Source organism: Pseudomonas sp. NPDC087612 (assembly GCF_044743505.1).
Taxonomy (GTDB): domain Bacteria; phylum Pseudomonadota; class Gammaproteobacteria; order Pseudomonadales; family Pseudomonadaceae; genus Aquipseudomonas.
In genome coordinates this window covers 138,330-161,814 of the sequence record NZ_JBIUWO010000012.1, presented here as the reverse complement: position 1 = coordinate 161,814, position 23,485 = coordinate 138,330, and the positions used below count along the sequence as shown (strand labels likewise).

General features: G+C 62.5%; 16 protein-coding genes. 11 read left to right on the top strand and 5 right to left on the bottom strand.

Annotated elements, in window-relative coordinates:
- Positions 1-47 precede the first annotated feature (47 nt).
- From ACIOVF_RS23635 to ACIOVF_RS23625, 3 genes are all read left to right on the top strand, one after another.
- Complete coding sequence (locus tag ACIOVF_RS23635; RefSeq protein WP_045202098.1) at positions 48-1,154, top strand: 2-aminoethylphosphonate--pyruvate transaminase; 1,107 nt, start codon at positions 48-50, stop codon at positions 1,152-1,154.
- 56 nt (positions 1,155-1,210) lie between these two features.
- Positions 1,211-2,038 (top strand): phosphonoacetaldehyde hydrolase, encoded by an 828-nt coding sequence (gene phnX / locus ACIOVF_RS23630; RefSeq protein WP_045202100.1) that lies wholly within the window; start codon positions 1,211-1,213, stop codon positions 2,036-2,038.
- Between the two features lie 355 nt (positions 2,039-2,393).
- On the top strand, positions 2,394-8,153 hold the full coding sequence (locus tag ACIOVF_RS23625) for an NEL-type E3 ubiquitin ligase domain-containing protein (protein WP_401292815.1): 5,760 nt from the start codon (positions 2,394-2,396) through the stop codon (positions 8,151-8,153).
- A gap of 49 nt (positions 8,154-8,202) precedes the next feature.
- Here ACIOVF_RS23625 and ACIOVF_RS23620 read toward each other — a convergent pair whose 3' ends face one another.
- Entirely contained in the window at positions 8,203-8,757 is a 555-nt protein-coding gene (locus ACIOVF_RS23620) for an NADPH-dependent FMN reductase (protein ID WP_093385206.1), read from the bottom strand.
- A gap of 150 nt (positions 8,758-8,907) precedes the next feature.
- Here ACIOVF_RS23620 and ACIOVF_RS23615 point away from each other — a divergent pair, with 150 nt between their 5' ends.
- On the top strand, positions 8,908-9,126 hold the full coding sequence (locus ACIOVF_RS23615; RefSeq protein ID WP_038996154.1) for a hypothetical protein: 219 nt from the start codon (positions 8,908-8,910) through the stop codon (positions 9,124-9,126).
- 6 nt (positions 9,127-9,132) lie between these two features.
- Here the strand turns inward: ACIOVF_RS23615 and ACIOVF_RS23610 are convergent, their stop codons facing one another.
- From ACIOVF_RS23610 to ACIOVF_RS23595, 4 genes are all read right to left on the bottom strand, one after another.
- Complete coding sequence (locus tag ACIOVF_RS23610) at positions 9,133-11,388, bottom strand: Orn/Lys/Arg decarboxylase N-terminal domain-containing protein (RefSeq protein ID WP_401292812.1); 2,256 nt, start codon at positions 11,386-11,388, stop codon at positions 9,133-9,135.
- A gap of 78 nt (positions 11,389-11,466) precedes the next feature.
- Positions 11,467-12,264 (bottom strand): DNA polymerase III subunit epsilon, encoded by a 798-nt coding sequence (gene dnaQ / locus ACIOVF_RS23605; protein ID WP_082075525.1) that lies wholly within the window; start codon positions 12,262-12,264, stop codon positions 11,467-11,469.
- A 37-nt stretch (positions 12,265-12,301) separates the two neighbouring features.
- Positions 12,302-12,748, bottom strand: coding sequence for a ribonuclease HI (gene rnhA, locus ACIOVF_RS23600; protein WP_045202106.1), 447 nt, complete (start codon positions 12,746-12,748; stop codon positions 12,302-12,304).
- 50 nt (positions 12,749-12,798) lie between these two features.
- Positions 12,799-13,557, bottom strand: a complete 759-nt coding sequence (locus ACIOVF_RS23595; protein ID WP_045202108.1) for a class I SAM-dependent methyltransferase — start codon at positions 13,555-13,557, stop codon at positions 12,799-12,801.
- A 79-nt stretch (positions 13,558-13,636) separates the two neighbouring features.
- Here ACIOVF_RS23595 and gloB point away from each other — a divergent pair, with 79 nt between their 5' ends.
- The 7 genes from gloB to ACIOVF_RS23560 all read left to right on the top strand — a co-directional run bounded on the left by gloB (position 13,637) and on the right by ACIOVF_RS23560 (position 23,451).
- Positions 13,637-14,416, top strand: coding sequence for a hydroxyacylglutathione hydrolase (gloB, locus tag ACIOVF_RS23590; protein ID WP_401292807.1), 780 nt, complete (start codon positions 13,637-13,639; stop codon positions 14,414-14,416).
- A gap of 99 nt (positions 14,417-14,515) precedes the next feature.
- Positions 14,516-15,940, top strand: a complete 1,425-nt coding sequence (locus ACIOVF_RS23585; protein ID WP_093385225.1) for a LysM peptidoglycan-binding domain-containing protein — start codon at positions 14,516-14,518, stop codon at positions 15,938-15,940.
- Positions 15,941-16,066: 126 nt separating this feature from the next.
- A complete protein-coding gene (locus ACIOVF_RS23580; RefSeq protein ID WP_401292872.1) occupies positions 16,067-17,896 on the top strand; it encodes an extracellular solute-binding protein in 1,830 nt (609 codons plus the stop codon).
- The gene (locus ACIOVF_RS23575; protein ID WP_045202114.1) at positions 17,893-19,746 is read left to right on the top strand and encodes an extracellular solute-binding protein; all 1,854 of its coding nucleotides are present in this window, start codon (positions 17,893-17,895) and stop codon (positions 19,744-19,746) included. The genes ACIOVF_RS23580 and ACIOVF_RS23575 overlap by 4 nt, the downstream gene beginning before the upstream one ends.
- Position 19,747: 1 nt before the next feature.
- Positions 19,748-20,821 carry a microcin C ABC transporter permease YejB gene (locus ACIOVF_RS23570; RefSeq protein ID WP_045202116.1) on the top strand — a complete coding sequence of 358 codons (1,074 nt, stop codon included), beginning with the start codon at positions 19,748-19,750 and terminating at the stop codon, positions 20,819-20,821.
- A 1-nt stretch (position 20,822) separates the two neighbouring features.
- Positions 20,823-21,842, top strand: coding sequence for an ABC transporter permease (locus ACIOVF_RS23565; RefSeq protein WP_045202118.1), 1,020 nt, complete (start codon positions 20,823-20,825; stop codon positions 21,840-21,842).
- Position 21,843: 1 nt separating this feature from the next.
- On the top strand, positions 21,844-23,451 hold the full coding sequence (locus ACIOVF_RS23560; RefSeq protein ID WP_401292802.1) for an ABC transporter ATP-binding protein: 1,608 nt from the start codon (positions 21,844-21,846) through the stop codon (positions 23,449-23,451).
- Positions 23,452-23,485: the final 34 nt, after the last annotated feature.

Sequence of the window (23,485 nt, the reverse complement as noted above, 5' to 3'; positions counted from 1 at the left end):
AACGTAGGCCCCGTAGATTCAGCCCACCGCTTGCGAGGACTACCGGAATGAGTAACGCCCCTATCCTGCTGACCCCTGGCCCCCTGAGCACCTCGGCCCGTACCCGCCAAGCGATGATGGTCGACTGGGGTTCATGGGACCGCGACTTCAACCAGCTCACCGCCAGCCTCTGCGAGCAACTGCTGGCCATCGTCAACGGTGCCGACAGCCACCATTGCGTGCCCCTGCAAGGCAGCGGCACCTTTGCCGTGGAAGCGGCCATCGGCACCCTGGTGCCCCGCGACGGCAAGGTCCTGGTACTGATCAACGGCGCCTACGGCCAGCGCCTGGCAAAGATCTGCAAGGTGCTGGGCCGCGCCTGCAGCACCTTCGAAACCGCCGAAGACCAGCCGACCACTGCCGCTGACGTCGACCGTCTGCTGAGCGCCGACAGCAGCATTACCCACGTGGCACTGATTCACTGCGAAACCAGCACCGGCATTCTCAACCCGCTGGCCGAGATTGCCGCGGTTATCGCCGGCCACGGCAAACGCCTGATCATCGATGCCATGAGCTCGTTCGGCGCCTTGCCGATCGATGCCCGCCAGGTGCCGTTCGATGCCCTCATCGCCGCCTCCGGTAAATGCCTGGAAGGCGTGCCTGGCATGGGCTTCGTCTTTGCCAACAAACAGTCGCTGGCCGCCGCCGAAGGCAACTCGCCGTCGCTGGCCATGGACCTGCATGACCAGCACGCCTACATGGCCAAGACCGGCCAGTGGCGCTTCACCCCGCCAACCCATGTGGTGGCGGCGCTGCACGAGGCCTTGCTGCAGTACAACGAACAAGGCGGCCTGCCCGCCCGCCACCAGCGCTATGCCAGCAACTGCAAGACCCTGCTCGACGGCATGGCCGCCATTGGCCTGCGCAGCTTCCTGCCCGCCGAGATTCAGGCGCCGATCATCGTCACCTTCCATGCCCCGAACGATCCGCGCTACCAGTTCAAGGACTTCTACGAGCGGGTCAAGGCCAAGGGTTTCATCCTCTACCCGGGCAAGTTGACCCAGGTCGAAACCTTCCGCGTCGGCTGCATCGGCTGCGTCGGCCCGGACGGCATGCAGGCCGCGGTCGATGCCGTGGCTCAGGTGCTGCGGGAAATGGAAGTGCTGGACATCTGATACCCCGAAGCCTTTTTACCCGATCAGCGCAACCACCCGCTCAAGGAACCCTGAACATGAACTACAACAACCCGACGCAATTGCAAGCCGCGATCCTCGACTGGGCCGGCACCGTGGTCGATTTTGGCTCCTTTGCCCCAACCCAGATCTTTGTCGAGGCGTTCGCCGAGTTCGACGTCGAAGTGTCTATCGAGGAAGCCCGCGGGCCGATGGGCATGGGCAAGTGGGACCATATCCGCACCCTGTGTGACCAGCCGCTGATCGCCGAGCGCTACCGCAAGGTGTTCGGCCGCACGCCGACCGACGCGGACGTCACCGCCATCTATGAGCGCTTCATGCCACTGCAGATCGAGAAGATCGCCGTGCACTCGGCGCTGATCCCCGGCGCCCTCGACACCCTCACCGGGCTGCGCCAAGACGGTCTGAAGATCGGCTCGTGCTCGGGCTATCCGAAAGTGGTGATGGACAAGGTGGTGGCACTGGCCGCGCAGAACGGCTACGTCGCCGATCACGTGGTGGCCACCGACGAAACCCCGAACGGCCGCCCCTGGCCGGCCCAGGCCCTGGCCAACGTGATTGCCCTGGGCATCGATGATGTCGCTGCCTGCGTCAAGGTCGACGACACCGTGCCAGGCATCCTCGAAGGCCGGCGCGCCGGCATGTGGACGGTAGCGCTGGTGTGCTCGGGCAACGCCCTGGGCCTGACCTACGAAGGCTACCGCGCCCTGGCCTCGGACACCCTCGACAGCGAGCGCAAGCGCATTCATGCGTTGTTCGCAGGCTCGCGCCCGCACTACCTGATCGACACCATCAACGAACTGCCAGAGGTGATCGCTGATATCAACAAGCGCCTGGCTCGTGGGGAAATGCCGCAAGCCGTGTAAGCACGTTGCACAGCTGATTGACCCAGCAATCTGAACAGGCAGGACAAGTTACCCAACTTGACCTGCCTGTTTGTTCGTGCCGCCCCGGGCAAAAGAAAGAAGGTGTTAGATATAGTCGTTATTGCCGCAAAATCACGATCTTTTCACCGACTTTCCCAACCAACATTCAAACTTTTTCCCTTGAGCTTTACACCGTACGCTCAATGCCTACACCTCAAGGAAGAAGGTTTTATTTATGTCTGTTGACCTCAGTTCCCCCACCCGACCAACCGATCTCACACCCATCTCAAGCAAGCTACCCGCTTGGCTTATCAGCGCCCCCGCCGCCACTCATGCTGCGCTGCGCAAGGTAGACGTGCGAACATTGCCCTGGCTGGCTGATGCACGGCATACCGATGCGCAGACACTGGAACAGCTGCAAAGGGTGTATATCCGCCATCGCCGCTACGAGCAGCGGGTCCACGAGATACTTGCCGCGCTCCCGGCCATCGAGACCTACGCCGAACCCTTGTTGAAAGCCAAGCTGCAGGAGCGATTCGGCCTGGATGTCGATGTGCGCAACAGTTATCTGTTCCATGCCCGGCGCGTGGTCATCGACGGCTCATTCCTGACGTTGTCGCAGGATCCGGCGGTCAAGGCTGGCGCCGCGATCAAAGCCGCCACCCAGTCGCTGCTGGCCTGTGCCCTGCAGAACTTCGAAGCCTGGGAAGCCGTGCCGGGCGCCATGACTGTCGATCGCGGGCGGACATCGATCGCCTCGCGCATTTATTACTCCGACCCGGCACTCAACCGGCCCGGGCGCTACCCCGACGAGTCGTCGCTGAATATCGTTCCCGAACAGTTTGCCGCCCTATGCCGCGAACTTGACCTGGGCGGTACCTACCAACAGTTGATACAGCGCGTACTCAACCCGGTGTCCGCTGCGGGTGACGCTGCCGACGCCGCCAGCGCCAACGTGCGCGCCGACTTCAAACAGCTCGAGCAATCGACGTTCCTCCTGCACACGCACATTGCGCGGTTGAGAAAAACCATCAGCCCGCAGATGCATGGCGTATTGCTGGATATCGCTCGAAACAAACCGGTAACACTGGACGGTGTAACGATAACCCGTAACTTTCTCAAACTCTGGGATGTCGAACTCAGCGCCATCGTTGTCTTCGGAAAAGACCGCAGTGCCAGCCAGCACAGCGAAAAGGTCGTGGTTTACATTCCCGATGATCCTTACGACACACTCAGGGAATACCCTTCGCTTGCGCACTTTTTCGCGTCCCTGCGCGAAAGTCTTCTGAAGCCGGGTTATCAGCAGTTTTTTGCCCGATTCATTCCTGCACGCCACCGGGCTCAGCTTTTTGCTCGCCTGCGCCAGGCCTTCTACCCCAAAGTCTGGAACAGTGCCGCTGGCTATTACGAAGAAAAACTCGACAGCAACGCCAGCCTGCACCTGCGCGAAGGTACGTTCTTCGTCAACCTGCTCAATGCGCTGAACCAGCAAAAAATCGCCCAGCTCAAGGATGATGCGCTGTTTCACGGCGTACCCACGGCCGCCGAGGACCACAAGTCGCTGCAAGACAAGCTGCTGTACTTTGTCCAGACCACATTCAACGTGCTGAATATTGCCGCGTTCGTGGTGCCGGTGCTCGGCGAGGTGATGCTGGCCGTCACCGCCGTACAACTGTGCAACGAAGTCTATGAAAGCATCGAGAGCCTGGCCAGGGGCGAGAGCCAGCAAGCCTGGGGCTACCTGATGGATGTGGTCGAAAACCTGGCAATGATTGCCGCCCTGGGAGGCCTCTCGGCGGCAGGGGGCGGCGCTGCGGTACAAGCCCCTGAGCTGGTCAGGCAGATGCAGAGCGTGCAACTGGCCGATGGCAGTACGCGCCTGTGGAAGCCCGACCTGCAGCCATTCGCCCAACACATCAGGCTACCCGCCGAGTTGCAACCCAATGCCTCCGGGCTCTACGACTACCAAGGGCGACAATGGCTGGTGCTCGAAGGCCGCACCTACGCGGTCAAGCCGCCTGCAGGCAACATGCCGTATCGGCTCGAACACCCGCGGCGCGTGAGCGCCTACGAGCCGCCCTTGCGCCATAACCAGGCGGGCGCCTGGCTACAGGTCACCGACCAGCCGCTTGAGTGGGAAGGCATCCGCCTGTTCCGACGGCTCGGACATGCCGGCGCCGAGTTCTCCGACGAAGTCGCCAGCACCATCATGCGCGTCAGCGAAACCCATCAGGCACAACTGCGTCACACATTGAGCGAAGGCCTGCGCCCGCCCGCCCTGTTCAGCGACACGCTACACCGCTTCCATCTGGAATATGAGCTTGACCGCTTCACCCAGTTACTGGAGGCCGGCGATCAGCGCGCCGAACCGGCCCTGCAACTGCAACTACTGGCCGAGGCGCCAGGCTGGCCGAACGGTCGAGCGCTGACCGTGCTCGATGAGCAGGGTAAGGTGCTTGCGCAGTACCACAGCCAAAGTGGCAATGCGCTGCCCCGCCCCCTGCAGGTGCGGCTCGGTGGTGATGACGTTCTCGAAGCACTGATGCGGCAAATGACCAAGGCAGAGCTCGAAGGACTGCTGCAACACCCGCTGGGTACAGGCGAGCCCAACTTCACCACAGCGAAACGCCAGTTACAGCAACAACTGGCGACCCAGGCAAAAACACACAAAACCCGACTGTTCAATGAACGCTACCAGGCACTGCAAAAAACCGACGCTGGCCCGGTGCTGCAGATCCAGCAAGCCTTCAGCAGCCTGCCCACGGTGGTGATCGAGGAACTGCTGCGCCACGCCAGCCCGGCAGAACTTGAACAATTGCGTGTCAATGCGCGCATTCCCGTACGAATTGGCGAAGAAGCCCGTGCCTACCAGCATAAGCTGCGTCTGAATCGTGCGTATGAAGGGCTGTATCTGGACGCTGGCAGCAGTCCCGACAGCGAGCGCCTGGTGCTGCATACCCTGAGCACCCTGCACGGCTGGTCCACCGACGTGCGCCTGGAGGTACGCGAGGGTTCAATCCAGGGGGCGCTACTCGACAGCATCGGCAACAGCGATGCGCCGATTCGCAAGGTCCTGGTCAGCGATGGCACCACCTACCAAAGCTACGATGCCGACGGACGCCAATTGCATGGCCGTGACAACCTTTATGCCGCAGTCCTGCACGCGCTGCCGGACGCCCAACGCAGCGCCCTGGGCTTTGCCGACGTCAGCCAGCACGCAGCGCTCAAACAGGCAGTACGGTCGCAACCGCTACTGGCCCGGCACAGCTTGAGAGCCGTGCTGAAGATGCAAGCGCTCAAGCCCGGCGCCCGCTCCCCCATGCGCCTGGCCGATGGCAGGCTTGGTTTTGCCTTGAGCGGACGCGGCAGGCTGCCGGGCTTCATCCTCGAAGAGACGCTGCTGGACAAGATCCGTCTGCTTGAATTCGAGCACGCCTTTCCCGAGCAGATCCTGCAGATGTTCTACGACGCGCAGTGGAGCCGTGCCGACATCGACCAGCGCCTGGATCAACTGCTTGTAGAGCAACAGAGGCTGCGCGATCACCTTTCCAGCTGGACGGATGCCGCCAGTTCGATGCCGCCCTTGAGCGCCGCGCGCATGAACAGCCGCACACGCATCGCCGAGGCGTTGTGGCGTCACTGGCGCGCCAACAACCTGCCCGACCTGAGTCAAGCCACCACCCCGTTGCAACTGGCAGACGTTTACCTGATCGACTTCCCAGCGCAATTGCCCGACTTCATCGAGCAGCGCGTGCAGGGCCTGGAACTGTTGAACGCGAACTATGACGAAACGCCGGTCGATCCGTTCATCAACCCGAACAACGAGAGTAACGGCCTCGGCCGGTTCTTCGAGCGCTTTCCCCAGGTGAGGTCATTGGTCTATGGCCAGAGTCGTGGCCAACCCGGCCATTACTTTGTCGGCCAGACTGCACTGGAACATTACCCACAACTGCGCGAACTGAGTCTGATCGATACCCGGCTATACATCGGCCAGGACCAAATCGACCTCTTTCAGGGTTTCAGTCAGCTTCAACGCCTGGACCTAAGCGGCAACGCCTTCAGTACTTTTACCGACATCGACCTCAGCGGCTTTAACCTGGAGTACCTGGGGCTGAACCGCACCAGACTTTACGGATGGCCACGGTGGCTCAACAGCGCCAACATGAACGGCATAGCTGAAATATCGCTGGCCGACAACCAAATCAACACGGTACCCGCCAGCGTGTTGGAAAACCCCGTCGGCAGCGGTCATCACACCCGAATTTCGTTACTCGGCAATGAGCTGTCGCGAGACACACTCATCCGCATGCGCCTGAGTGAAGGTGAAGGCAGGCGTTTCAGCTTTGAACTGACCATTGCAGAGAATCTTCGCGTCATCCTGGATGTCATGACCCAGGAACGCGCCGCGCTAGATGAAGCCTTTGCGCAGTGGGCCGAGGCGTCCCACTCAGGCGCACCGCTACACGATGAACAGATTGCCTCCAGGCGCCGCCTGGGCCGCTTGGTCCACGACTTATGGAGCCACGAACCAACCCATGGCCACGTTGGAACCTTGCGTCTCGAGGCAATTGCCTTGAACGACTTCCCCAGACGATTGCCGGCGTTTTTCTATCATCGCCTGCGCAGGCTGCACCTTCTGCGCGTGGGCACCAACGCCAGTGAATTGCATCGGTTTCTCAGTGACTTTCCTTACCTGGACAGTTTGCACATCGAAGGGCATGTCACCCCGCTGGGCAGATTGAACACGGCTTTGCCGCAATTGCGGATGCTGGAACACCTGAGCCTGATCGATCAGGGCCTGAGTATCGATCAGTCAACACTGGCAACGCTGCAACTCATGCCAGGGCTGACGGAGCTGCAACTTGACGCAAATGTTATCGGCGAGATTACCGATGCCTCTACCTTGCGTAACATCGAGCAGTTGAGCCTCAACAATGTCGGCCTGCAAGCCTGGCCGCAATGGCTGGACACGCTGCTGCCGGGACCCATGCAACGCTTATCACTGATTGGCAACCAGTTGCGCGAATTGCCCGAGCATATTCTCGCCAACCCACGCACTGAAGAACATCACACTGAAATTTCCCTGACCGGCAACCCGCTGACCGATGAAACCATGCGCACCGCTCATCTGTCCGAAGGCTACAATCGCGCTTACGACTTCTATATGGACTTGCCCCCCGACATCCGTGCCCTGGAGCGTGCGCGACACTATTCAAGCGAGTCTTCCCCCTCTTCCCCCTCTTCCCCTGAAGAAGCCGAATCCGCTGCGGATGTCTGGCTAAGCGGTGCAGAAGACCGCAGAGCGACACGCCGAGGTATCTGGCAACAGATCGAAGAGGGCGCAGACGCCAGCGACCTGCTGGGGGTTGTCGGCCATCTGGAGCACAGCGCCGACTATCGCGATGCTGGTAGCCGCAGCGGCCTTACCGAACGGGTTTGGGGCGTGCTCGAGGTAGCCGCCAATGACGCAGAACTGCGCCTGGTCCTCAACGGCATGGGTGCCGAACCCCTGCAGCAGATCAGGCAGCGCGACACCTGCCCTGACGGCATACGCCTGGCATTCAACCAGATGGAAATCCAGGTGTTCATTCGCCAATCGCTGCAGGGCGTTGCCGACGAACAGCGGGGCAGTTCCCTGTACGCCCTCACCCGCCGCCTGTACCGACTGGAGGCGCTGGACAACGTCGCCCGCGAACAGGCCGGTAGCCGCGACGAAGCCGAAGTGCGCCTGGCCTATCGCCTGCAATGGGCCCGTGAGCTGGACCTGCCGGTGCCGCCGAGCAACATGTTGTACCGAACGGCCGCCAACATTCGCCCCGGGGAACTGGATGCTGCGTTGAACCAGGTACGCCAGGGCGAAGGCGGTCAGGCCTTCCTCGACTTCGCCAGGGGGCGGGACTTCTGGGTGGATTACCTGCGCGAGAGCCACGCCGATCGTTTCATGGCGCTCAAGTCTGCCTACGAGGCCGAGGTACTGGAGCTGTACGACCTCTATCCGGATGACAACCCCGACCAGATTGCCGCACGCATCACCGCGCTGGAGCAACAGTTCAAGCGCAACGAAAGCAACCTGATCGAGGCGCTGACCAACCTGGCAGGGCAACAGCAACGTTGAACCTGCCTTTGCACCGGCCAGCCTTGAGTAAGGTGGCCGGTGCAATGCCTCAGTTCTGGTGGCGCGCGACCCACACGGCGAACTTGTCGATAAAGGTCTGCAGGAACGGCCGGGTCTTCTCCGACAGCTTGCCGTTGTCGTCAAACAGCGTTCCCGCCCCACCGATGTACGCTTCAGGCTGCTGCATGCACGGCACATCAAGGAACACCAGCGACTGGCGCAGGTGATGGTTGGCACCAAAGCCGCCCACCGCCCCCGGCGACACACTGATCACCGCCCCGGGCTTGCCACTCCAGGCGCTCTGGCCATAGGGCCGCGAGCCCACATCGATGGCATTCTTCAACACTCCCGGCACCGAGCGGTTGTACTCGGGGGTGACAAACAGCAGCGCATCACTGCCGCGAATCTGCTCGCGAAACGTTTTGTAGGCCTGCGGCGGATTGACGTCGATATCCTCGTTGTACAAGGCCAGCTCGCCAATTTCGACGATGTGCAGCTTGAGGCTGGATGGCGCAAGCTCGGCCAGCGCGCGGGCGACTTTGCGGTTGAGGGATTCCTTGCGCAAGCTGCCGACGACGACGGCGACTGAATACACCTGGCTCATGGCAAATTCCTGATGTGATGAACAAAGGGAGTTGTAGGTATAGATGATCCGGCACGGCCCTGAAGTTTTTTTCCATACAGGCAAAACTTACCAGGCAAAACAGTGGTCTATGCCTGACAGATACTTATTTCTTCAGAGGTTGTACGGTAAATGACAGCAGTACTGGTCGGACAGTTTCATGCACGGGACGCCGAGGGCCGCATCTATCCCGTTCATGAGTTCCAGGAAGCCACCCTGCAGGCCGACGGAAGCGCCGCATCCCTGCCCATTACCACCTACAAGCTGGCAATCGGTGACCGGGTCAACCACCTGGGTGAAGACCGCTTTGAGCTGGTCCAGAGTGGCGTGGAAATCATCCGCATTCCTTGAGCCCGCTCAGGCCTTGATGCAATCGACGGTATAGACCCGTCCCTGCACTGTGGTTTCATGCTGCAACCCATGGACATCGGCGACAAAACCGGGAAAGCCGCTGTCGAAGGCAGCAGCAAAGACCAGGTAGTCGATGATCGAACGGGTCGCCTCGGTAAAGCGCTCCCCCGGCATGATCAACGCAATGCCCGGCGGGTAGGGCACCAGCATCACCGCAGCGATGCGCCCGAGCAACTGCTCGATCGGCACCGCCTCGACCTCCCCGCGCACCATCCGGTCATAGGCATCGGCAGGTTTCATCACCACTTCCGGCAAACGCGTGAACAGGCGCTTGAGTTGCTTGGCCGTGGCATTGCTGCGGTAGCAGGCGTGCAACTGGTCACACAGGTCGCGCAGGCCCAGGCCCTGGTAACGCACTGGATCGAGCTGGGCGACGCAGGGCAGGCATTCGAGCAGGCGGGTGTTGGCATCGTAGTTGCGCTTGAACTCAAGCAACTCGGTCAGCAGCGTGCTCCATTTGCCCTTGGTGATGCCCATCGAGAACAACACCAGGAAGGTGTAGAGCCCGGTCTTTTCCACCACCAAGCCGCGCTCCCAGAGAAACTTGCTGACCACCGCGGCCGGGATGCCATGCTCGCTCAAGGCGCCGCCGGCACTGAGCCCGGGCATCACCAGGGTGACCTTGATCGGGTCGAGCAGCACGTAATCGTCACTGACATCAGCGAAACCGTGCCAGTCGGCCTGGGGCTGCAACAGCCAGTCTTCGGTGGCGAGCCGCCGTGCACCGTCCGCCAGCGGCGGCTGCCAGATGCTGAACCACCAGTCATCAGCGGCCATGTGCTCACGCAGGTTGGCCATGGCCCGGCGAAAGCTCAGCGCCTCATCGAACATTTCCTGCAGCAAGGAGCGCCCGGCCGGGCCTTCCATCATCGCCGAAGAGACATCCAGCGAGGCGAGGATGCTGTACTGCGGCGAGGTGGAAATATGCATCATGAAGGCTTCGTTGAAGCGGTCGCGGTCCAGCTGGCGGGCGCCGCCGTCCTGCACATGGATCATCGACGCCTGGCTGAAGGCAGCCAGCAGCTTGTGGGTCGAATGAGTGCTGAACACCAGCGGGCTGTCGGCACTGCGCGAAGTGCCCATGGCGTAACGCCCGCGGAAGAACTCGTGAAACGCCGCGTAGGCATACCAAGCCTCATCAAAATGCAACACCTCGACACTGCTGCCCAGTTCCTGCTTGATCAGCTCGGCGTTGTAGCACAAGCCGTCATAGGTGGAGTTGGTCACCACCGCCAGCTTGACCCTGGGCGGAAGGCCACGGGCCAGGGGGTTGGCGCTGATCTTGGCGGCAATCGAGGCCTGGCTGAATTCGCTCAGCGGGATCGGCCCGATGATCCCCAGCTCGTTGCGCTCCGGGCACAGGTACAAAGGGATGGCCCCGGTCATGATGATCGCGTGGACCACCGACTTGTGGCAGTTGCGGTCGACCAGCACCAGGTCATCTCGACCGACCATCGAGTGCCAGACAATCTTGTTGGCGGTGGAAGTGCCATTGATCACAAAAAAGGTATGGTCGGCACCGAAATTCTTTGCCGCCCGCGCCTCGGCGGCCGCCAGCGGCCCGGTGTGATCGAGCAGCGAGCCCAGCTCAGGGACCGACACCGACAGGTCCGAACGCAGGGTGTTCTCGCCGAAGAACTGGTGAAAGGCCTGGCCGACCGGGCTTTTGCGATAGGCCACGCCACCGCCATGGCCGGGGGTGTGCCATGAGTAGTTCGATTGCGCGGTGTGCTGTACCAGCGCCTTGAAAAAGGGCGGCAGCAAGCCATCCAGATAACTGTGCGCGGCCCGCGCCACCTGGCGGGCGAGAAACGGCACGGTGTCTTCGAACAGGTAGAGAATGCCGCGCAGCTGGTTCAGCTCGCTCATGACATCGGCAGGGGCATTCTCCAGGGTCACCTGCTCGCCCAGGGCGAAGATCGGCAGGTGCGGTGCACGCACCCGGGCCAGGCGAATCAGTTCGACCATGTTCTGTAAAAGGTGAGTGTTTTCCCCAGCGCCTTCGGCAGCAATCAGCATGCACGCCAGGCCGTGATGGGTGGCGGCGACCAGGCGGCCTTCGGCGTAATCGACGGCCGGCAGGATGGTGAAGCCGTCCTGGGCCAGCTCCTGGGCAATTGCGCGAACACGCTCGCCAGCGACCGTATCGGCCTTGATGTCGCGATGCACGATGAGGACGGGGAACTTGAGGTCCTTGTACATGGGCAGGCGCTTCCTCCGGGTGACAGCTCTGTCACCTCAGGGTAGAAGGTCGCCAGCGCCCCTGCGCGGCAAATTGCCTCAGTTTGCTTCGGACAACTGCTGCCACAGCGCCGGGCCACCGGCGGACTTGGCGATGGCTTCCAGACGCGCCATGTGCAGCTCGAGCTCCTGCTCGCTGGCGCGAATGATCCGCCCCGGCTGGCGACTGGCAGGCAGGCGGCGAATTTCGCTGCCGCGGTTGTCGTCGCCCTCCTCTTCGCCATCGGCACCGTGGCCGGCCAGCGACAGGCTGGTCTGGCCACCGGTCATGCTCAGGTAGACGTCGGCCAGCAGCTCGGAGTCGAGCAGTGCGCCGTGCAGCTCACGGCCGGAGTTGTCGACACCATAGCGTTTGCACAACGCATCGAGGCTGTTGCGCTGCCCCGGATGACGCGAGCGGGCCATCATCAGGGTGTCGAGGATAGTGCAATGCTGGGAGATGTCGGCGCGATCGTGCTGGCCGAGCAAAGCGAATTCGTTGTTGATGAAGCCAACGTCGAACGCCGCGTTGTGGATTATCAGCTGGGCGCCCTGAATGAACTCGAAGAATTCATCGGCGACTTCAGCAAAGCGCGGCTTGTCGAGCAGGAAGGAGTCGGTGATGCCGTGGACGCCAATGGCGCCCTCGTCACTCTCGCGGTCCGGCTGCAGGTAGACGTGGAAATGGCGCCCGGTCAGGCGCCGGCCCATCAGCTCGACACAACCGATCTCGATGACCCGGTGGCCGTCAGTCACCGGCATACCGGTGGTTTCGGTGTCGAGGACGACCGACCTGTTGTTCTGAATCTCCACGCCGATGGTCTCCTGCCGCGTACAGTCTGGTGAAAAGCCGGCCATTCTACCTCAGCTCAAGGGCGAGTGGCGGCCGGTGTAGTCAACGCAGACCACGGACCTCGTCAACACCGCGGTTAGCCAGTTGATCGGCACGCTCATTGCCATGATGGCCAATATGCCCGCGGACCCATTTCCAGGTCACTTTGTGCCGGCCCACCTGTTCATCGAGCAACTGCCAGAGGTCGGCGTTCTTTACCGGTTCTTTGGCGGCGGTTTTCCAGCCGCGTTTTTTCCAGTTGACCATCCACTCGGTGATGCCTTTCATCACGTACTGGGAGTCGGTGACCAGCAGCACTTCGCACTCGCGCTTGAGCGCTTCCAGGCCCTTGATCGCCGCCATCAGTTCCATACGGTTGTTGGTGGTCTCGCGTTCGCCGCCCCACAGCTCCTTTTCGACGCCCTTGCACACCATCAGCACACCCCAGCCGCCCGGGCCGGGGTTGCCCTTGCAGGCACCATCGGTGAAGATTTCGACGCTATCGCTCATTTACAGCCTTTTTCATCAATGATTTGGCCCCGCGCCCAGGGGCCCGGAACTCAGGGTTCGGAATGGCGCCGGTTGACCTTGGCCATCGGCAGCGGCAGCAGTTTGCCCATCGGCTCGCGGCGCTCCAGGCGCAGGGGCCGCAGGCCGACCACCATCTTGCGCGCCACCAGCAGGTAGACACCGCCACCGGCACTCTGCCAGCCACCGGCGATCCGCTCCCAGCCGGCCAGGCGCTGTTGCCAGGCGGGGGATGCGAGCGGCGGACGATAGCACCCGAAGCGGCGTTTCTCCAGCGCGAAACCCAGCAGGTTGAGCCAGTCGCCCACCCGCGACGGGGAAATGCAGCGCGCCTTGCGCAAGGCATCATGGGCGAACACCCGGCGTACGCCCCAACTGCTCCAGGGGTTGATGCCGACGATCAGCAAATGACCACCCGGGCGCACACTGCTGGCGGCCTCGCGCAGCAGGCCATGGGGCGACAGGCTGAAGTCCAGGCCATGTTGCAGCACCACGACGTCGGCGGCATGTTCGCTCAGTGGCCAGGCCTGTTCTTCACAGACGATCTCGACCCCGGGCAGCGGCGCGCCGAGGCGCACGTTACGCTGCACCTGCGGGGCCTTGGGCGGGGCTTCGGCGCAGGGGCCGTAATGCACCAGGTAACCGCCGAAGTAACGCCCCAGTTCCTCTTCGAGCAGGCGTTGCTCTTCTTTGAGCATCATTTGCCCCAACGGGCCGGCGAACCAGTCGCGGGCCAGGCTGATCAGCTCCAGCCACTGCGGATCGGCCTGGGCGAAGGCTTGATCGGTCATTGCAGTCTCCCTTGAAGGTTCTCGACAGCGCGCATAGCTACTAAGATGCACCCATGTCCACCGTTTGGCGAATCGCACCATGATACAGATCGATGCCCTGCCCGCTTTCAACGATAACTACATCTGGTTGTTGCAAGATGCTGCCAACCAGCGTTGCGCGGTGGTCGATCCAGGCGATGCCGCGCCGGTCCTGGCCTGGCTTGAGCGCCATCCCGGCTGGCGACTGAGCGACATCCTCATTACCCATCACCACCACGATCATGTCGGTGGCGTCGAGCAGCTCAAGTCGCACACCGGCGCGACCGTCTACGGCCCGGCCCACGAGCGCATCCCTGGCCGTGACCAGGCCCTGGAGGACAACGCCAGCGTGCGCGTTCTGGGCCTGGATTTCCAGGTTATCGCGGTGCCTGGACACACCCTGGGACACATTGCCTATTATTGCCCGCAAACAACCACCCCGGTGCTGTTCTGCGGCGACACCCTGTTCGCCGCCGGTTGCGGGCGCCTGTTCGAGGGCACGCCGGAGCAGATGCACCACTCCCTGCAGCGCCTGGCCGCGCTGCCCGCCGCCACCCTGGTGTATTGCACCCACGAATACACCCTGAGCAACCTGCGCTTCGCCCAGGCGGTGGAGCCTGAAAACCCGCACATTGCCAAACGCTTCGCCGACGTTAACCAGCTTAGGGCACAAGATCGCATCACGTTGCCATCAACCCTGGCCCTGGAAAAGCTCACCAACCCCTTTCTGCGGACCACCGAAACATCCGTTAAAGAAAAACTAGACGAACGGATTGACCACTTAAACCCTACGCCAAGTGCTGTTTTTGCTGGGTTGCGTGCTTGGAAAGATACGTTCTAAACAGCCACTGCTGGTGACGGAAAGTTCTGAAAGGTTGACCGTTGGGGGGCCGCTTTCTAGAATCCCCCGACATTTTTGCCCGGAACTTCGTCCCAGCCAATGTCGTCCACTAGCCGCAGAACCTTCAATTCCGTCGCCCTGACGCGCCTGGCCCAAGCCAGTGCGCTGGCCCTGGCCGCCACCCTCGTGGGCTGCCAGAGCACCCGTCAAGTCGACGAATCCGACAGCGTTCGCGCGCACAACTACCAGGCCCGGGCCAAGCAGAAGCCGTTGATCGTACCGGTCAAGCCGGTCGTCGAGCAGGCCCCCCAGGACGTCTGGGAGCGCATGCGCCAGGGCTTCGTGCTGCAGGACGGAGTTGCGGTCAACCCGCGCATCGAACAGCAACGCCTGTGGTTCGCCAGTAATCCTTCGTTCCTCGAAACCGCCGGCGACCGTGGCAGCCTGTACATCCACTACATCGTCGAACGCCTCGAAGAGCGCAACATGCCGCTGGAGCTGGCGCTGCTGCCGGCAATCGAGAGCGCCTACAACCCCATGGCCTACTCCCGGGCCCATGCGGTGGGGCTGTGGCAGTTCATTCCGTCCACCGGGCGTTACTTCAACCTGCGCCAGACCCGCTTCTACGATGGCCGTCGCGATATCACCGCCTCGACCAACGCCGCGCTGGACTACCTGACCCGCCTGCACGACATGTTCAACGGCGACTGGCTGCTGGCCCTGGCCGCCTACAACGCCGGTGAAGGCACGGTCAGCCGCGCCATCGAGCGCAACGAGAAGCTCGGCCTGCCAACCGACTACTGGAACCTGCCGCTGCCGCAGGAAACCCGCGACTACGTGCCCAAGCTGCTGGCCCTGTCGCAGGTGGTGATGACGCCGCAAGCCTATGGCGTCAACCTCAACCCGATTGCCAACGAGCCCTACTTCGAAGCCGTGGCGATCAAGGACCGCCTCGACCTGTCACGGGTCGCAGCCCTGGCCGAGATCGACGAAGACGAACTGTTCCAGCTCAACCCGGCCTTCAAGAAGCGCATGACCGTCGACGGCCCGCAGCAACTGCTGGTGCCGACCGCCAAGGCGCAACTGCTGACCGCTTCGCTGTCGAACATGAAGCCTGAAGAACTGCTGACCCTGCAGCCGAAAAAGGCCGTGTTCGAAGCTGCCATGGCCGAAGCGGCGCCGCGCACCACCACAACCCGTAACAGCCGTTACCGGGTCAAGCGTGGCGACAACCTGGCCAGCATCGCCAAGGCCAACAAGGTCAGCGTCAAGGACTTGCAGCGCTGGAACAAGCTTTCCGGCAAGAACCTCAAGGCCGGCCAGACCCTGGTGATGCAGAACGCCCAACCGGTTGGCGCCAAGAACCAGAAGAAATCCACCCAGTACAAGGTGCGCAAAGGCGACTCGCTGTACCTGGTGGCCAAGCGCTTCAACGTCGAGATGCAGCATCTCAAGCGCTGGAACCCACGCAGCGGCCACGCCCTCAAGCCAGGCCAGACCCTGACCGTCTACCTCAACCATTGAGGTTCGTGCTCCGGTCACTGACCGGAGCCACCTGCCCCGCCCCACGCGGCACTCTTTTTCCAGTCGATACAAGCTGTTACTGTAGCTGGAATAAAGCCCAAGCCGCCTGGATCGGATCTCGACTTGATACGTCCCCTCCTGTTGCTGTCACTCAGCCTGGCCTTGAGCTTTCCCGCGGGCGCAACAATCAGCGAAAGCCACGGTTACGCCCAGTTCGGCACGCTCAAGTATCCAGCCAAATTCACCCACTTCGACTGGGTCAATCCGCAAGCGCCCAAGGGCGGCACCTTGCGCGCCATGGCATTTGGCACCTTCGACACCCTCAACCCCTACACCTTCAAGGGCTCAAGCCCGGTCACCACGCCGAACTTCTTGCAGTACGGGGTGAGCGAGCTGAACGAAACCCTGATGGTCGGCACCGGCCAGTACGACCCCTCCGGTGATGAGCCCACTTCAAGCTATGGCCTGATCGCAGGCTCGGTCGAGTACAGCGAAGACCGCAGCTGGGTGGTGTTCAACCTGCGCCCCGAAGCGCGCTTTCACGATGGCAAGCCAATTACCGCCAGCGACGTGGCGTTCTCCTATCGCACCCTGCTCAAGGAAGGCCATCCGATCTACCGGACCAACCTGCAGGAAGTCAAACGCGTCGATATCCTCAACCCGCGACGCATCCGCTTTGTCTTCAAGCGCGCCGGCAACCCGCTGCTGATCCTGCGCCTGGGCGAGATGCCGGTGCTGCCGGCACACTACTGGAAAGGCCGCGACTTCAAGGCCACCACCTTCGAGCCGCCTTTGGGCAGTGGCCCCTACCGCATCACCCAGGTGCAGCCCGGGCGACGCCTGGTGTTCGAGCGGGTGAAGAACTACTGGGGCAAGGACCTGGCGGTGAACCGCGGCAAGTACAACGTCGACCGCGTCGAGTACGAGTTCTATCGCGACAGCGCAGTGGCCTTCGAAGCCTTCAAGGCCGGTGAGTTCGACATCTACATCGAGCACCAGGCGAAGAACTGGGCCAACGGCTACAACTTCCCGGCGGTGCGCCGCGGCGATGTGATCAAGGCACAGATCCCGCACAAGATCCCGACCCAGACCCAGGGCCTGTTCATGAACAGTCGCCGGGCGACCTTCAGCGATGCGCGGGTTCGCCAGGCACTGGGGCTGATGCTCGACTTCGAGTGGACCAACCGCGCCCTGTTCAGCAGCGCCTACCAGCGCGCCACCAGTTACTACCCCAACAGCGAATTCGCCGCCAGCGGCCTGCCGGTGGGCAAGGAGTGGCTGCTGCTGGCGCCCTACCGCAAACATCTGCCTGCGGCGCTGTTCACCGAGCCCTATTCGGTGAGCCACACCGACGGCCGAGGGATCAACCGCCAGACCTTGCGCCAGGCCCTCGAGCTGCTCGGCCAGGCCGGCTGGAAGCTCAATGGCCAACGCCTGCTCAACAGCGCCGGGCAACCCTTGAAGCTGGAGCTGTTGCTGGTCAATCCGAACCTTGAACGGATCCTGCAACCTTATGTCGAAAATCTCGCCAGCATTGGCATCGAAGCACGCTTGCGCACGGTAGACCGGGCCCAGTACAAACAACGCCTGGACCAGTTCGACTTCGACATGATTCTGATGACCCTGAACCAGACCCTGAGCCCGGGCCTTGAACAATGGCTGTACTTTCACTCAAGCCAGGCCTCGACCAAGGGCAGCAAGAACTATGCTGGCGTGAAAGACCCGGTGGTCGATCACCTGCTCGACACCCTGCTGGCCGCCCAGAGCCGTGAAGACCAAGTGGCCGCCGCCCGCGCCCTGGACCGGGTGCTGCTGTGGCAGTACTACATGATTCCCAACTGGTATCTCGACAACCACCGCCTGGCCTACCGCAATCGCTTTGCCTTTGTGGCCACGCCGCCCTATACCCTGGGGCTCAACAGCTGGTGGATCAAGCCTTCGGAGAAAGCCCAATGATGCCAATGTCCCGCCTGCGCCTGAAGGCCTGCGCGCTGCTGCTGGCCTGCCTCGGTGGCCAGGCACTGGCTGCACCGCAACACGCCCTGACCCTTTACGATGAAGCGCCGAAATACCCGGCAGGCTTCAAGCACTTCGACTACGTCAACCCCGACGCGCCCAAGGGCGGCACCTTCCGCCAGGCCGGCTTCGGCGGCTTCGACAGCCTCAACCCGTTCATCAACAAGGGTGTTTCCGCCGATGACATCGGCCTGATCTACGACACTCTGATGACCCAAAGCCTGGATGAGCCCTTCACCGAGTACGGCCTGGTCGCCGGCAAGATCGAGAAAGCTCCGGACAACAGCTGGGTACGCTTCTACCTGCGCCCCGAAGCACGTTTTCATGACGGCCAGCCGATGCAGGCTGAAGACGTGGTGTTCACCTTCAACACCCTGATCAAGCACGGCGCACCGCTGTACCGCGGTTACTACGCCGACGTCGCCGAAGTGATCGCCGAAGATCCGCAGCGGGTATTGTTCACGTTCAAGCACAGCAACAACCGCGAGCTGCCGCTGATCCTCGGCCAGTTGCCGGTATTGCCCAAGCACTTCTGGGAAAACCGTGAGTTCACCAAGGGCAACCTCGAAGTTCCCCTGGGCAGCGGCCCGTACAAGGTCGCCGAGGTCAAGCCGGGGCGTTCGATTCGCTACGAGCGGGTCAAGGACTACTGGGGCAAGGACCTGGCGGTCAATCGCGGCTTTTACAACTTCGACGAGATGACCACCGACTATTACCGCGACAGCGCCGTCACCCTCGAAGCGCTCAAGGCCGGCCAGTTCGACTACCGCCTGGAAACCGCCGCCAAGAGCTGGGCCACCGCCTACGACGTGCCGGCCGTACGGCAGAAACGCCTGATCCTCGAAGAGCTGCCCAACGGTAACCCGACCGGCATGCAGGGCTTCGTCTACAACATCCGCCGCCCGCTGTTCCAGGATGTGCGGGTACGTGAAGCGCTGAGCCTGCTGCTGGACTTCGAATGGACCAACAAGCAGCTGTTCAACGGCGCCTACACCCGCACCCGCAGCTACTTCGAGAACTCCGACATGGCCGCCACCGGCCTGCCCGACGCCGCCGAACTGAAAATTCTCGAACCGCTGCGCGGCAAGATCCCCGACCAGGTGTTCACCCAGCCCTTCGCCAACCCGGTCACCGATGGCAGCGGCATGATCCGCGAACAGCAGCGCAAAGCCTACAAGCTGCTGCAGGACGCCGGCTGGCGCATCGTCGACGACAAGATGGTCGACGCCCAGGGCAAGCCAGTGTCGATCGAGTTTCTCCTGGCCCAGACCGAGTTCGAACGCATCCTGCTGCCGTTCAAGCGCAACCTCGCCGACCTGGGCATCGACCTGGTGATTCGCCGGGTCGATGTTTCGCAGTACATCAACCGCCTGCGCTCACGGGACTTCGACATGATCGTCGGCGGCTACCCGCAGTCCAACTCGCCGGGCAACGAGCAACGCGAGTTCTGGCAGAGCGCCGCCGCCGACAACCCCGGCAGCCGCAACTTCATCGGCCTGAAAGACCCGGCCATCGACACCCTGGTCGAGCAGTTGATCAACGCCGATTCGCGACAAAGCCTGATCGAGCATTCGCGCGCCCTCGACCGGGTGCTGCAATGGGGCTTCTACGTGATCCCCAACTGGCACATCAAGACCTGGCGCGTGGCCTACTGGAACCACATCGGCCACCCCAAGGTGTCGCCCAAATACGACATCGGCATCAACACCTGGTGGATCAAGCCGGATGTCGAGCCGGTGGTGCCGCTGAACCCGGCGCCCGAGGCGCAAGCGGCCGAAGGGGCGAAATAGCATGCTGGCCTATATCTTTCGCCGTTTGCTGCTGATCATCCCGACCCTGCTGGGCATCCTGATCATCAACTTCATCATCATCCAGGCCGCCCCAGGCGGCCCGGTCGAGCAGATGATCGCCAAGCTTGAAGGCTTCGAGGGCGCCACCAGCCGGATTGCCGGAGGGGGTGCCGAAGTCTCGGTGGCCGGTTCCAACTACCGCGGCGCCCAAGGCCTGGACCCGGCCCTGATCAAGGAAATCGAGCAGATGTACGGCTTCGACAAATCGGCGCCGGAACGCTTGTGGATCATGATCAAGAACTACGCCCACCTGGATTTTGGCGACAGCTTCTTCCGTGATGCCAAGGTCATCGACCTGATCGTCGAGAAGATGCCGGTGTCGATCTCCCTGGGGCTGTGGAGCACGCTGATCATGTACCTGGTGTCGATCCCCCTGGGCATCGCCAAGGCCACCCGCCACGGCAGCCACTTCGACGTCTGGACCAGCTCGGCGATCATCATCGGCTACGCCATTCCGGCGTTCCTGTTCGCCATCTTGCTGATCGTGCTGTTTGCTGGCGGCAGCTACCTGGACTGGTTCCCGCTGCGCGGCCTGACTTCGAACAATTTCGACGAGCTGAGCACCGCCGGCAAGCTGCTCGATTACTTCTGGCACCTGGTGCTGCCGGTCACCGCCCTGGTGATCGGCAACTTCGCGACCATGACCCTGCTGACCAAGAACAGCTTCCTCGACGAGATCAACAAGCAGTACGTGGTCACCGCCAAGGCCAAGGGCCTGAGCCCTAACCGCGTGCTCTACGGCCATGTGTTTCGCAACGCCATGCTGCTGGTGATCGCCGGTTTCCCGTCGGCGTTCATCGGTATCTTCTTCACCGGCTCCCTGCTGATCGAGGTGATCTTCTCCCTCGATGGCCTAGGCCTGATGAGTTTCGAGGCGGCGATCAACCGCGACTACCCGGTGGTCTTCGGCACCCTGTTCATCTTCACCCTGCTCGGGCTGGTGGTGAAGCTGATCGGCGACCTGACCTACACCCTGGTCGACCCACGTATCGACTTCGACAGCCGGGAGCACTGAGATGAACCTGTCACCTCTGAATCGCCGGCGCTTCGAGCGCTTCAAGGCCAACCGCCGCGGCTGGTGGTCGCTGTGGCTGTTCCTGATCCTGTTCGGCCTGAGCCTGGGCGCCGAGCTGATCGCCAATGACAAGCCACTGGCCGTGCGCTACGACGGCCAATGGTATTTCCCGGCGCTCAAGCGCTACCCGGAAACCACCTTCGGCGGCGAGTTCCCGCTGGAAGCCAACTACAAGAGCCCGTACATCCGCGAACTGCTCGCCGCCAAGGACAGCTTCGTGCTGTGGGCGCCGATCCCGTTCAGCTACCAGAGCATCAACTACGACCTCAAGGTCCCGGCCCCCGCCCCGCCGTCGGCGCAGAACTGGCTGGGCACCGACGACCAGGGCCGCGACGTGCTGGCGCGGGTCATCTATGGTTTCCGTATCTCGGTGTTGTTTGCCCTGACCCTGACCATCCTCAGCTCGATCATCGGCGTGATCGCCGGTGCCCTGCAGGGTTTTTACGGCGGCTGGGTGGACCTGGCTGGGCAACGCTTCCTGGAAATCTGGTCGGGGCTGCCGGTGCTGTACCTGCTGATCATCCTCGCAAGCTTCGTGCAACCGAATTTCTGGTGGCTGCTGGGGATCATGCTGCTGTTCTCGTGGATGAGCCTGGTGGATGTGGTGCGCGCCGAGTTCCTGCGCGGGCGCAACCTTGAGTACGTGCGCGCGGCACGGGCGCTGGGCATGCAGAACGGCGCGATCATGTACCGGCATATCCTGCCCAACGCGATGATTTCGACCATGACCTTCATGCCGTTCATTCTCACCGGCGCCATCGGCACCCTGACCGCCCTGGACTTCTTAGGCTTCGGCCTGCCGCCCGGCGCGCCGTCGCTGGGCGAACTGGTGGCCCAGGGCAAGTCCAATCTGCAAGCGCCCTGGCTGGGCATGAGCGCCTTCGCGGTGCTGGCCTTGATGCTCAGCCTGCTGGTGTTCATCGGCGAGTCCGCCCGCGATGCCTTCGACCCGAGGAAATGAGATGAGCAAGCAAACCTTGATCGAAGTCCGTGACCTGGCCGTCGAGTTCGTCACCGGCGATCAATCCCAGCGGGTGGTCGAAGGTGTCAGCTTCGACATCCGCCGCGGCGAAACCCTGGCCCTGGTCGGTGAAAGCGGTTCGGGCAAGTCGGTGACGGCGCACTCGATCCTGCGCCTGCTGCCCTACCCGCTGGCCCGCCACCCGAGCGGCAGCATCCTGTTCGAAGGGCAAGACCTGCTGACCCTCGACGAGAAAAAGATGCGGCGCATACGCGGCAACCGCGTGGCGATGATCTTCCAGGAGCCGATGACCTCGCTCAACCCGCTGCACAACATCGAAAAGCAGATCAACGAGATCCTCCTGCTGCACAAGGGCCTGCGCGGCAAGGCGGCCACCGAGCGCACCCTGGAGCTGTTGGCGATGGTCGGCATACCCGAGCCGCACAAACGCCTCAAAGCGCTGCCACACGAGCTCTCAGGCGGCCAGAGGCAGCGTGTGATGATTGCCATGGCCCTGGCCAACGAGCCTGACCTGCTGATCGCCGACGAACCGACCACGGCGCTGGACGTCACCGTGCAGTTGAAGATCCTCGAGTTGCTCAAGTCCCTGCAGGCACGCCTGGGCATGGCGCTGCTGCTGATCAGCCACGACCTCAACCTGGTCAAGCGCATTGCCCACCGGGTCTGCGTGATGCAAAAGGGCCAGATCGTCGAGCAAGCCGACTGTGATGCACTGTTCCGCCACCCCAAACATCCCTACACGCAGATGCTCCTCGGTGCCGAGCCCAGCGGCGGCCCGGCCGGCAACCCGCCCGGCGCGCCGATGCTGCAGGTCGAGAACCTGCGCGTGTGGTTCCCGATCAAGAAGGGTCTGTTGCGACGCACCGTCGATTACGTCAAGGCGGTGGACGGCATCAACTTCGACCTGCCCCAGGGCCAGACCCTGGGCATTGTCGGCGAAAGCGGTTCGGGCAAGTCGACCCTGGGGCTGGCGATCCTGCGCCTGCTGGGCAGCCAGGGCAGCATCCGCTTTCAGGGCACGAGCCTTGAGCACCTGACCCAGCAGCAGGTACGCCCGCTGCGCCGGCAGATGCAGGTGGTTTTCCAGGACCCGTTCGGCAGCCTCAGCCCGCGCATGTGCGTCAGCGACATCGTCGGTGAAGGCCTGCGCATCCACCGCATGGGCAGCGCCGCCGAGCAGGAGCAGGCAATCATTGCCGCCCTGCAAGAGGTCGGCCTTGATCCGCAGGCGCGGCACCGTTACCCGCACGAGTTCTCTGGCGGCCAACGCCAGCGCATCGCCATTGCCCGGGCACTGGTGCTCAAACCGGCACTTATCCTGCTCGATGAGCCGACCTCGGCCCTGGACCGCACCGTGCAGCGCCAGGTGGTCGAGCTGTTGCGCTCATTGCAGAGCAAGTACAACCTCACCTACCTGTTCATCAGCCACGACCTGGCGGTGGTCAAGGCGCTCAGCCACCAGTTGATGGTGGTCAAGCAAGGCCAGGTGGTGGAGCAAGGGGTGGCGGCGGACATCTTTGCCGACCCGCAGCATGCGTATACCCGGCAGTTGCTGGAGGCGGCGTTTCTGGCGCCGACGCCGGCCTAGTCGCGTCGCCTGGATTACGCCCGCTTCGCGCTCG

Coding starts and splice junctions, on each gene's coding strand:
- ACIOVF_RS23565 (WP_045202118.1), top strand. CDS start 20,823: ATGAACCTGTCACCTCTGAATCGCCGGCGCTTCGAGCGCTTCAAGGCC.
- rnhA (WP_045202106.1), bottom strand. CDS start 12,748: ATGAGCGATAGCGTCGAAATCTTCACCGATGGTGCCTGCAAGGGCAAC.
- ACIOVF_RS23560 (WP_401292802.1), top strand. CDS start 21,844: ATGAGCAAGCAAACCTTGATCGAAGTCCGTGACCTGGCCGTCGAGTTC.
- ACIOVF_RS23575 (WP_045202114.1), top strand. CDS start 17,893: ATGATGCCAATGTCCCGCCTGCGCCTGAAGGCCTGCGCGCTGCTGCTG.
- ACIOVF_RS23620 (WP_093385206.1), bottom strand. CDS start 8,757: ATGAGCCAGGTGTATTCAGTCGCCGTCGTCGTCGGCAGCTTGCGCAAG.
- ACIOVF_RS23615 (WP_038996154.1), top strand. CDS start 8,908: ATGACAGCAGTACTGGTCGGACAGTTTCATGCACGGGACGCCGAGGGC.
- gloB (WP_401292807.1), top strand. CDS start 13,637: ATGATACAGATCGATGCCCTGCCCGCTTTCAACGATAACTACATCTGG.
- ACIOVF_RS23635 (WP_045202098.1), top strand. CDS start 48: ATGAGTAACGCCCCTATCCTGCTGACCCCTGGCCCCCTGAGCACCTCG.
- ACIOVF_RS23570 (WP_045202116.1), top strand. CDS start 19,748: ATGCTGGCCTATATCTTTCGCCGTTTGCTGCTGATCATCCCGACCCTG.
- phnX (WP_045202100.1), top strand. CDS start 1,211: ATGAACTACAACAACCCGACGCAATTGCAAGCCGCGATCCTCGACTGG.
- ACIOVF_RS23585 (WP_093385225.1), top strand. CDS start 14,516: ATGTCGTCCACTAGCCGCAGAACCTTCAATTCCGTCGCCCTGACGCGC.
- ACIOVF_RS23610 (WP_401292812.1), bottom strand. CDS start 11,388: ATGTACAAGGACCTCAAGTTCCCCGTCCTCATCGTGCATCGCGACATC.
- dnaQ (WP_082075525.1), bottom strand. CDS start 12,264: ATGGCCGGCTTTTCACCAGACTGTACGCGGCAGGAGACCATCGGCGTG.
- ACIOVF_RS23595 (WP_045202108.1), bottom strand. CDS start 13,557: ATGACCGATCAAGCCTTCGCCCAGGCCGATCCGCAGTGGCTGGAGCTG.